Here is a 10,817-nt window from a genome sequence, read left to right on the forward strand (position 1 = left end):
CGCTTCACAATCGCATCAACCTGCATTCACTAAGCGTTTTTACCGCTTTATAAAGCTTAAATTCAAAAAATGATGCAAACCGTCCGCAAAACTTCATATTTCTGACATCTATCTTCGGTTTTGGCAAAGCATAATGCAATCCAACAGAACTCATAAAATAAGCTCAGTGTATGAAAATCCTGATTATCACCGATGCCTGGCAACCGCAGACCAACGGCGTGGTCACCACCATGAACCATGTAGTCGCCGCACTGGAAGCCTCCGGCCATCACATCAAAGTTCTCCACCCCGGCCTGTTCAAAAGCCTGCCGCTGCCCGGCTATGCCGAAGTGCCGATAGTCTGGCGGGCCAAACACTTCCAAGAACACATTGAAACCTTTGCCCCCGATGCCGTGCACATCGTCACCGAAGGGCCGCTGGGTTGGCGCGCCCGCGCTTTCTGTCAACGCCACGGCTGGCCGTTCACCACCGCCTTCCACACCAAATTTGCCGAATACCTCAACCAACGCCTGCCGTTTATTCCAGTCAGTTGGGGCTACCGGTTTTTGCACTGGTTTCACCACCCGGCAACGCGCACGCTGGTCAGCACCCACACGCTGATCGACTCACTCCAAGCCAAAGGCTTCAACCATCTGCATCAATGGAACCGTGGGGTCGATACCGACCTGTTTCATCCCGATAGAAAAATCGCTTTACCGTTTGCAGCGCCCATCCACCTCTACGTTGGCCGCGTTTCAGTGGAAAAAAACCTGCGCGATTTCCTCGATTTGAAACTTTCCGGAAGTCAGGTGGTGGTGGGCGACGGCCCCGATTTAGCCTCGCTGCAACACCATTACCCGCAGGCACATTTTCTCGGCAAAAAAACCGGCGTGGAGCTGGCACAGCTCTTTGCTTCGGCAGACGTGTTTGTCTTCCCCTCCAAAACCGATACTTACGGTCTGGTCATGCTGGAAGCGCTCGCCAGCGGCACACCGGTGGCCGCTTACCCGGCAACCGGCCCATTGGATGTAATTAATGCAGACGTCGGCGCCCTAAACGACGACCTGTCGACGGCGATTGAACTGGCCAAACAGTGCGACCGCCAAGCCTGTCGCCACTATGCCGAACACTTCAGCTGGGAACATTGCGCCCAGACCTTCTTAAAAGCCCTGGCTCCGATAACGCAGAAACCACCCGCAAAAAATGCCGATTAAAAACTCAACAGGCCGGGTAGAAAATGAAACAGGTTGGCAAGGAATCCGCCAACCCGAAATAGATAAGACGATTTAGGCGGGCTGCCCGACCATCACGGTGACTTGCTTGCTCAAGTCGAAGTGTTTACGCCAGGCTTGCAGCACCTCTTGCTTGCTCAACGCCTGGATACGCTTTGGAAACTGCTCTAAATAATCCAGCGGCAAACCGTAATAGCCGATCATCGCAATATAGCCGCTAATCTTGGCATTGCTGTCGATGCGCAGCGGGAAGCCGCCCACCAGATTCTCCTTGATGGCCTCAAAGTGCGTGTCGTCAATCGATTTCAAAAACGTCTCGATGGTCGAGCGCACCACTTTTTCAGCCTCCAAGGCCGAGGCGTTCTTGGTCGACAGATAACTCACCCAAGGTCCGGCCACGCGCATCGGTGCAAAGCCGCTGCCCACACCGTAAACCAGCCCGCGCTTCTCGCGCACCTCTTCCATCAGCAGCGAACCGAAGCCGCTGCCGCCAAGCAGATGGTTGCCGAGAAACAGCGCATAATAATCGGCGTCACCGCGTGCCACGCCGATCTGCCCCATGCGAAAATAGGTCTGCGACGAATCAAACGGCACAATCTCGCGCTTCACGCTACTGACTGCTTGCGGTTGCGGTAACGCCTGCGGCTTCTCGCCCTGCGGCAAGGTGGCGGTCAGATTTTCGGCGATCTGCTTGGCCTGCTTAACATCCAGCTGACCGACAATCGCAATGGTGGCATTGGCCGCCACAAAATAACGCTGATAGAAAGCCTGCACGTCCTTCAGTTTAAGCTGTTCCACGGTTGCAACCGTTCCCGACACCGGATGGGCATAGGGATGATCGCCGTACAGGTTTTTCCAAAAGGCGTTTTGCGCCAGACTCTCCGGCGAATGTTGCTGCTGACGCAACCCCACCAGCGTACGCTGCCGTTCGCGTTCAAAAATTTCCGGGTCAAACCGGCTTTGCGTCAAACTCGTTTTAAACAGATCCAACGCCGGCTGCAACACGCCCTCACGGGTGATGGTACGCAGCGAAAAGGTCGCTTTGTCGCGATCCACATCGCCGCCGATCTGCGCGCCCAATTCATTGGTGCGGGCGTTGATCTGTTCCTCCGTCATCGCGGCGGTACGTGTGCCCACCAATGTCGTTGTCAGTGACGCCAAGCCCCATTTATCGCCGTCTCGCGCGCTGCCGGCGTCAAACACCACCTGAATATCCAGCATCGGTAGTTCCGGCGCCGCCACAAACATCACCTTGGCACCTTTGGAGGTCTGCCAGGTCTGGATATCGACATTCGCCCACAGCGGCAGGCTCGCAAAACTCAACAGGCCGGCTATGAAAAGGCTATACACAGGTTTCATTACAATCTCCCCTTGTAAGGTTTGATATGGGAGTGATCCTTGCCATCGGGGTAGAGCGTGGCAATCGTCAAGTTATCACGCGTCAGGTATTTTTTGGCCACCGCCATGACCTCTTCTGGCGTGACCGAACGCAGATTATCGATCCATTTGTCCAAGGTATCCGCCGGCAAGCCGACGCTGACCAACGAGCCGATAATCATCGCCTGCGCCTGGATGGAGTCGCGATAATAAACATGATCGGCCTCTTCCATCGCCAACACGCGCTGCAACTCTGCCGCACTGACCGGCGCCGTTTTCAACTTCTCCACCTCATCCAACAGCGCCTTTTCCAACGCCGGCAACTTACCGGCTTCGACCGGCGTGGCAGTCAGTTCAAACAGCGTATCCAGCCGGTCAGTGGCGCTGTAACCGGCACTCACGCCGGCCGCGAGCTGCTTGCCGCGTACCAGAGTCTGCGGCAAACGGCTGCTTTCGCCGCCATCCAGCAGCGCGCTCAACACCGCCAACGCATAAACCTCGCGGCTGTTTTCAGCGGTCAGCAAACTCGGCACATGAAAACCCATCTGCAAAGACGGCACTTGCGTATTGCCTTTGAGTTCGATGCGTCGCAAACCTTCCTGCTCGATTTCCACCTGCGGCTTGGTGGCCTCGATTTTTTCCGGCTGATACGCGCCGTAGTAACGTTTTGCCAAAGACAACACCTGCTGCGGGTCAACATCGCCGACCACCACCAAAGTGGCGTTATTGGGTGCATACCACTGGCGGTACCAGTCGCGCAGGTCGTCCACCGTATAACTGCGAATATCCGTCATCCAGCCGATGGTCGGGTTGCGCGCCGGACTGTTCAAAAACGCCGTGGCGTTGAATTGCTCGTTCAACTTGGAGTAGGGGTTATCCTCCAAACGCCAGCGGCGCTCCTCGGTGACCACATCGCGCTCTTTCAAAAACTCGCTTTCGTCGATCACCAGATGGCGCATGCGGTCCGATTCCAGCTGCATGACCTTTTCCAGATGCTGTTTGCCGACCACCTGATAGTAAGCGGTATAGTTAGCCGAGGTAAAGGCGTTTTCCTCGCCGCCCAAACGCGACACGATTTTGGAAAACTCGCCCGGCTGCAGATTTTTGGTACCCTTGAACATCATGTGTTCCAGCATATGCGACAGACCGGTCTTGCCCGGCGATTCATAGGTGGAACCCACGCGATACCAGACCTGTTGCACCACCACCGGTGCGCGATGATCCTCTTTCACCAGCACCTTCATGCCGTTATCCAAGCTAAACTCCGAAATTTTGGCATGCGCCGGCGCGGTCAGCGAAAAGGCCAAGGCGGCCCATGCCAGCTTTTTCATCACCTTCACTCTTGTATTCCTCTTCATGCATACCCACCTTAAAGCGGAAGGATTGTGCGAACAAAAACCGCGTCATAACGCGCGGCTGGCCAATTAACAGCGGGGATAAGCAACATTGCCCCACCCATTTTGAGATTGATTTATAATAGCCCAATAATCCATTTCAAGTATTAACAAACTCTTAAAAACCAAGCCTTACGCTGGGTTTTAAAATTGATTGGTTGCCTGCATGTTACGTCTCAACAACGTCCAGGGCCAATCCGTCTAACAGGAAATCAGCATGTTCAGTTTTTTGCGCCGCAACAAACCAACGCCAACCGAAACAGTTGAAGAATCCCCTGCCGCTCAACCCGAGTTGGCAACCGAAACGCCCACAACTCTCCCGGCGGAGGCAGAAACCGCACCGGCAGCAGTATCTGAAAACAAACCGCAAGCCGCGCCCGCCACTGCAGACAAAGAGCCTAAAAGCAGCTTCTTCACCCGCCTAAAAAACAGCCTGAGCAAAACCCGCCGCGGCTTTACCGACAGTTTGGCGAGCCTGCTGTTAGGGCGCAAAGAGATCGACGCCGACCTGCTTGACGAGATCGAAATGATTCTGCTCACCGCCGATGTCGGCGTGGAGGCGACCGACCGCATTATCGGCAACCTCACCGAACAGGTGAGCCGCAAAGAGCTGAAAGACCCGAATGCCTTGTTCAACGCTCTGAAAGCGCAGCTGCAGGCCATTATTGAACCGATTAGCCAGCCGTTGGAGATCAACGCGCACCTGACCGAACATGACGGACCTTATGTGATTCTGATGGTCGGCATCAACGGCGTTGGCAAAACCACCACCATCGGCAAGCTCGCCAAAAAATTCCAGAACGAAGGCAAGTCGGTGATGCTGGCGGCGGGCGATACTTTCCGTGCGGCGGCGGTGGAACAGCTGCAAACTTGGGGCGAACGCAACCAGGTGCCGGTCATCGCCCAGAAAACCGGAGCCGACTCGGCGGCGGTGATTTTCGATGCGATCCAGTCGGCCAAGGCGAAAAAAATCGATGTATTGATTGCCGACACCGCTGGACGTTTGCATACCCAGACCAACCTGATGGAAGAGTTGAAAAAGGTCAAACGCGTTATCCAGAAAGTGGATGGCAGCGCACCGCATGAAGTCATGCTGGTGATTGATGCCGGCACCGGACAGAACGCCTTGAATCAGGCGCGTCAGTTCCGCGAAGCGGTTGACGTTTCCGGCATTACCGTCACCAAACTCGACGGCACCGCAAAAGGCGGCATTGTCTTTGCACTGGCCGAACAGCTCGGCATTCCGGTGCGTTTTATCGGCGTGGGCGAATCGATAGACGACCTTCGTCCCTTCCAGGCCAAGGAGTTTACCGAGGCCCTGTTCGACCAGAACGCTTAAGGCTTTTTTATGCGCCTGCCCGAAACGCAAAACGCCAAACATCTCTATGCCTTTAAAAAAGGCTTCCGCTTCGCCTACGAAGGCAAGCCAGTAACGCAGGCACCCAGCGACATCCGTTACGATCCGGCGGCCCGAACGTTTTTTGAACAGGGCTGGGAGCAGGCGCAGGTTGAGATAACTGCCAAAATTGAGGCCGCCAAATCGGCCTCGCCCTGGCGCCAGCGGTTGGCGTGGTACGTGATGCTACTGGTGGGAGGGAGTGCAACCGCATTCGGCCTCATACACAATATCCAGCAGGAAAAGCAAGACGTCAGCGCAATTAGCCCGGCACCTGCCCCGCAAGCCGCACAAGCCTCTTCAACCCCAATAACGCCTCCGGTCGCGGTCGAAGCAACTCAACAGGCCACCTCTGCAACGGTTCAGACATCCGATGACTCTGCGCCACCCGTCCTCCAGAACACACCTGCAGCGCCGGCGGAAGCGGAATCAACAACCCAAAACACCGTTCAAGCCGATGAAAACCCGCTTTCTTTAGCGTTACTCACCACACAGCAGCGTGAAGACCTGAACCTGACGCGCGAACAATATCTGGCCGAGCAGTCGCCGGTCTTGACCGAAGAGACGATCGTTACAAGCGATATTCAGATTGAGCAGGCGGTCTTGAGCGCCGAAGTCGTCAACAGAGAACCGGGTGAAATCTTCACTGGTCGTGTGCCCAAGCCGGTACGCCAGCTCTATTTCTTTACGCAGATTAAAAATGCCGAAGGCCAGACGCTCTATCATCGCTGGATCCACAATGATCGCGAAATGGCATTGATTCCATTGACTATTCACAGTAACCTGTACCGGACCTGGTCAAGCAAACGCCTCACCAGCGCCTGGCAGGGGCAATGGCGCGTTGAGGTTCTAAACCAGGATAAAGCGGTTATTTATCGACAGAACTTTGTATATGGCAGTCTATGAGTATCAACAAGGCATGGAGCGGATTACTGGTATTGGGACTTTTGGCGGGGTGCAGCTCCAATCCGCCGAAATCGACCTATAACAACATCTGCGCCATCTACGACTTTGACGACGATTGGCAGGATGCGGCACGCGCCTCGGAAAAACGCTGGGGCGTGCCCAGCTATATTTTGATGGCGTTTGTACATCAGGAATCCCGTTTTAAACACGATGCACAGCCCGAACGCCCCTATTTTTTGGGGCTGATCCCCTTACCGCGTGACTCCTCGGCCTACGGCTACGCCCAAGCCCAGGACCCCGCGTGGAAGGACTATCAGAAAGCCAGCGGCAACTGGGGCGCAAGCCGCAGCGACGTGGAGGATGCCCTGGACTTTATTGGCTGGTATAACTACGAGTCGTCGCGGCAGCTCGGGATTTCCCGCAAAGACACCTACAACCTCTATCTGGCCTACCACGAAGGGCGCGGCGGTTATTCGCGCAGAACCTACAACCAGAAACCCTGGCTTAAAAGGGTCGCGCAAAAGGTCGCCAATCAAGCCAATGTCTATCGTACCCAGCTGCAAAATTGCGATGCTTACATTGCCGACTCCGCCGAACCGATTCAACTCAAAACCACCCGCAAAACCACGGCTGCACCTGTCGTCGAGAAAAAGCCGGTGTCTAAACCCGCTCCGGCAGCGAGCACACGCGATACCAGCACGGATTTAAAACCTTTCCGTTGAGCCTCAAAACATCTCAAAACCTAATATGCAGATACAAAATGCAGATACAAAAAAACCGCTTAAAAGCGGTTTTTTTGACTGAGCTGTACACCCGGCCTGTTGAGTTTTTACAACGGCAAATTAGCCCTTGTAACGCTCGAAGACCAGCGAAGCATTCGTGCCGCCAAAGCCGAAACTGTTGCTCATAATGCGGTTTAGGCCGGCATTTTCAATCAACTGCGTCACAATCGGCATACCTTCACACTCTGGATCCAAGGTGTCGATATTGATGGAAGGCGCGATAAAGTCGTTCTCCAGCATGCACAAGCTGTAGATGAACTCGTGCACCCCAGCCGCACCCAAAGAGTGACCGGACATCGACTTAGTCGAGCTGATTTTAGGTACCTTGGCACCAAACACTTCGCGGATGGCCGCGGCTTCTTTGGTATCGCCCACCGGCGTAGAGGTGCCGTGCGGGTTGATGTAATCAATCTCGCCGTTGACCGTTGACAACGCCATCTGCATACAACGCACCGCACCCTCGCCGGAAGGCGCAACCATGTCGTATCCGTCGGAGTTGGCACCGTAACCGGTAATTTCGGCATAGATTTTCGCACCGCGCGCCAAGGCGTGCTCCAGCTCTTCGATAACCACCATACCGCCGCCGCCGGCGATAACAAAACCGTCACGGTCCGCGTCATAAGCACGCGAGGCCGCCGCCGGATTGTCATTGTATTTTGAGCACAAGGCACCCATCGCATCAAACAGAACCGTCATGGTCCAGTGCAGCTCTTCGCCGCCGCCGGCGAACACAACATCCTGTTTACCCATTTGAATCTGTTCAACGGCATTACCGATACAGTGCGCGGAGGTTGAACAGGCTGAACTGATCGAGTAGTTAAGCCCTTTGATCTTGAAAGGAGTCGCCAGACACGCCGAGACGGTTGACCCCATGGTACGCGTTACCATATAGGGTCCGATACGCTTCACGCCTTTTTCGCGTGCAATCGCCACCGCCTCGGTCGAATTGGAGTTGGAACCACCGCCCGAACCGGCAATCAGACCGGTGCGCGGATTGGAGACCTGCTCCGGCGTCAACCCCGAATCGGCTACCGCCTGCTGCATGGCGATATAGCTGTAGGCAGCTGCATCACCCATAAAACGCAATTGCTTACGATCGATATGCTCGGCAAAATCCAGATTCTTAACGGCACCGTGAACTTGCGAACGCAAACCGTTTTCCGCATACTCGGGCGCGAATACGATACCCGAGCGTCCGTTACGCAATGAATCGGTAACTTCTTCTTTATTGTTTCCCAAACTGGAAACAATCCCAATACCAGTGACGACAACTCTTCTCATAGCTTAAAAATTATCCGTATTCGTAAACAAACCGACTTTGAGATCCGCTGCGCTATAAATCTCACGTCCATCGACATACAGTTTAGCATCACCAATGCCCATGTAAAGTTTGCGTTTAATAACGCGCTTCATATCGATGACATATTCGACTTTCTTAGCGGTAGGCAACACTTGTCCATAAAACTTCACTTCGCCTGAACCCAAAGCACGACCGCGTCCCGGACCGCCAGTCCACCCCAGGAAGAAGCCAATCAGCTGCCACATGGCATCCAGGCCCAAACAGCCGGGCATAACCGGGTCTTCGTTAAAATGGCACTCAAAGAACCACAAGTCTTTTGTTATATCCAGCTCGGCCTTGATCTGCCCGTTGCCATAAGCACCGCCTTCTTCCGCGATGTGTGTGATGCGATCGAACATCAACATGGGTGGCAGCGGTAATTGCGCATTACCCGGACCAAATAACTCTCCACGTCCGCAGGCCAAGAGCTCTTCTTTTGTATAACTTGATTGTTGTTCCATTCGGTTTTCCGATTTTATAGAAAATGCGTCAGGCATTATAACAGTTAGCGCTAACACATAGCAATTGAGCGGTTTTAAATACAAAAAAAGCCCGTATTTTTGACAATACGAGCTTTTGAATGATGGTGCCGACAGAGGGACTCGAACCCCCAACCTACTGATTACAAATCAGTTGCACTACCAGTTGTGCTATGTCGGCGAATGAGGCGTATTATAGGGATTTAAACAACGGAGTCAACTATTTTTTTAAACTTTCTGTGACCTGTCGCATACCTTGCAAAACCAGGTCAGTTACCAACTCAACCTTGCTGTTTAACAGGGGCGCAATAAGCTTGGCATCGCCGCCCGTAAGGTAAATTTTGAAGGTGGCGCCTAACTCCGCCTGCAAATCGAACAACAAGTTGTTCAATGTAGCCGCCGCCATATAAAGCGAACCGCCGCAAATAGCATCCGCCGTATTGGTCGCCAAAAATGCCGACTGCTCCGCCATAAGCGACTGGCTACAATCAGCAGACAGTTTAGCTGTACCGGAAGTCAAGGATTGACGCATGGTGGACAGGCCGGGAAAGATAAATCCGCCGAGATGCTTATCCTCCACAACCGCATCCACGGTAATGGCCGTGCCCGCATCAATCACAATAAAATCCTTATGCGTGAATGAACGCGCACCCAGCATAGCCATCCAACGATCGACACCTAATTGCAAAGGCTGCGTATAACCATTTTGCAATCCGCAACAGGCTACTTGCGTGGAGAGGAAAACAGGGTGTTCACGCCAGACGATTGCGATGGCTTCACGCAAATCATGTTCAAACTGCGCTGACCCCACCGAAACAATAAAAATTCGATCCGGTTGAATATCGAAGTCCTCAAGCAAATCTACCAGGAGATCGACAGTGTTCAACTCCGCAATGCTAAAAGCCCCTAAGAACTCTAAATGTTGTGAATCGGCAAGCGCAAACTTGATGCGGCTATTGCCAATATCGATAAATAATTCAGTCATATTAATTCATTATATTTTCTAATGGAGACGGCACCCGTGCAGTATTCTACCAATTCATTCTCTACCAATAACTGCAGGGCGCCGGCTTTGCTAAGGCCTATGTAGTAAGCCGTTTGATGATGGCCGTTATCATACACAATTACAGTCTCATGCTCTTTGAAATAATCAACTAATCGATAATTCAATGCATAACTTTCAAACAGGCCGGGTACAAAATTTTGACCAAGATCAAGCAACCTATCAACAATATCCGCCAGTAGCTGTTCAATATTATCGGTAATATCTGATCGCAGTCTGACAAACCCCGCATTCACCTTATCGGCAAGGACACTCTGCTCATTTTGAATAACCTCGTACGGTGAATCCAGATTGATACCGATACCCACAACCAAATCCGTATAGGTTTCCTTGCACAAAGCGGTTTCAACCAGGATACCGGCCACCTTTTTGCCACCCATATAGATGTCATTAGGCCATTTAATTGAAAACGTATCATCGGAGTAATTGCAAAGAGCCTCTATCAATTTCAGGCCAATCAGTGGCGTAAAACCCTCCAGGGCCGCCAATGGTTGGTTAATGCGCATCAGCAAACTGAACGTTAAAGTGGCACTCGTAGATTCCCATTTTCTGAGACGCTGCCCATAGCCCGCTGTCTGCATCGACGTCATGCAAAATGCACTGGGCATACACTGTTTGGCATGCTCTCTAAGATAGGCATTGGTAGAAGGCAGTTCGGGAAAAAACAGAAAATGCGTATCCGGAAAACGCAGATGGAAAAGATCGGCCAGCTTATGTCGGGAATAGAGCATGGTTAGTATTCATTAGGCAAAAAAAAACCCGCCACGGTGAGGTAGGCGGGTTTTAGGATATAAGCTTGGCGATGACCTACTCTCGCATGGGACCTCCCACACTACCATCGGCGCTAAGACGTTTCACTTCTGAGTTCGG

General features: G+C 53.0%; 10 protein-coding genes, 1 tRNA gene and 1 rRNA gene. 4 read left to right on the top strand and 8 right to left on the bottom strand.

Annotated elements, in window-relative coordinates:
• Positions 1-170: 170 nt before the first annotated feature.
• Positions 171-1,193 (top strand): glycosyltransferase family 4 protein, encoded by a 1,023-nt coding sequence (locus HZ297_RS06830; RefSeq protein WP_178862243.1) that lies wholly within the window; start codon positions 171-173, stop codon positions 1,191-1,193.
• Positions 1,194-1,265: 72 nt separating this feature from the next.
• On the opposite strand, the gene HZ297_RS06835 is transcribed toward HZ297_RS06830, so the two are convergent.
• Together HZ297_RS06835 and HZ297_RS06840 are read right to left on the bottom strand one after the other, a co-directional pair.
• Positions 1,266-2,570 carry a M16 family metallopeptidase gene (locus HZ297_RS06835; RefSeq protein ID WP_178862244.1) on the bottom strand — a complete coding sequence of 435 codons (1,305 nt, stop codon included), beginning with the start codon at positions 2,568-2,570 and terminating at the stop codon, positions 1,266-1,268.
• Entirely contained in the window at positions 2,570-3,946 is a 1,377-nt protein-coding gene (locus HZ297_RS06840) for a M16 family metallopeptidase (RefSeq protein ID WP_246261707.1), read from the bottom strand. The genes HZ297_RS06835 and HZ297_RS06840 overlap by 1 nt, the downstream gene beginning before the upstream one ends.
• Positions 3,947-4,199: 253 nt before the next feature.
• Here HZ297_RS06840 and ftsY point away from each other — a divergent pair, with 253 nt between their 5' ends.
• The 3 genes from ftsY to HZ297_RS06855 are packed head-to-tail and all read left to right on the top strand — an operon-like array spanning position 4,200 to position 7,006.
• Positions 4,200-5,321 (top strand): signal recognition particle-docking protein FtsY, encoded by a 1,122-nt coding sequence (gene ftsY / locus HZ297_RS06845; RefSeq protein WP_178862245.1) that lies wholly within the window; start codon positions 4,200-4,202, stop codon positions 5,319-5,321.
• Positions 5,322-5,330: 9 nt separating this feature from the next.
• Complete coding sequence (locus HZ297_RS06850) at positions 5,331-6,284, top strand: DUF2914 domain-containing protein (RefSeq protein ID WP_178862246.1); 954 nt, start codon at positions 5,331-5,333, stop codon at positions 6,282-6,284.
• Positions 6,281-7,006, top strand: coding sequence for a transglycosylase SLT domain-containing protein (locus tag HZ297_RS06855; RefSeq protein WP_178862247.1), 726 nt, complete (start codon positions 6,281-6,283; stop codon positions 7,004-7,006). Before HZ297_RS06850 ends, HZ297_RS06855 begins: the two co-directional genes overlap by 4 nt.
• A 120-nt stretch (positions 7,007-7,126) precedes the next feature.
• On the opposite strand, the gene fabB is transcribed toward HZ297_RS06855, so the two are convergent.
• The 6 genes from fabB to rrf form a co-directional block, all read right to left on the bottom strand.
• Complete coding sequence (gene fabB / locus HZ297_RS06860; RefSeq protein WP_178862248.1) at positions 7,127-8,347, bottom strand: beta-ketoacyl-ACP synthase I; 1,221 nt, start codon at positions 8,345-8,347, stop codon at positions 7,127-7,129.
• 3 nt (positions 8,348-8,350) lie between these two features.
• Positions 8,351-8,866, bottom strand: coding sequence for a 3-hydroxyacyl-[acyl-carrier-protein] dehydratase FabA (gene fabA / locus HZ297_RS06865; protein WP_178862249.1), 516 nt, complete (start codon positions 8,864-8,866; stop codon positions 8,351-8,353).
• 123 nt (positions 8,867-8,989) lie between these two features.
• Positions 8,990-9,065 (bottom strand) — tRNA-Thr (locus HZ297_RS06870).
• A gap of 39 nt (positions 9,066-9,104) precedes the next feature.
• Positions 9,105-9,869: a type III pantothenate kinase gene (locus HZ297_RS06875; RefSeq protein WP_178862250.1), complete on the bottom strand. Its 765-nt coding sequence runs from the start codon at positions 9,867-9,869 to the stop codon at positions 9,105-9,107.
• Positions 9,866-10,678, bottom strand: coding sequence for a biotin--[acetyl-CoA-carboxylase] ligase (locus HZ297_RS06880; protein ID WP_178862251.1), 813 nt, complete (start codon positions 10,676-10,678; stop codon positions 9,866-9,868). The genes HZ297_RS06875 and HZ297_RS06880 overlap by 4 nt, the downstream gene beginning before the upstream one ends.
• A 63-nt stretch (positions 10,679-10,741) precedes the next feature.
• Positions 10,742-10,817: ribosomal RNA gene (rrf, locus tag HZ297_RS12240) — 5S ribosomal RNA — on the bottom strand; the annotation flags it as partial.

Origin of the sequence: Thiomicrorhabdus cannonii (assembly GCF_013391695.1) — a bacterium.
GTDB classification, from domain to species: Bacteria; Pseudomonadota; Gammaproteobacteria; order Thiomicrospirales; family Thiomicrospiraceae; genus Thiomicrorhabdus; species Thiomicrorhabdus cannonii.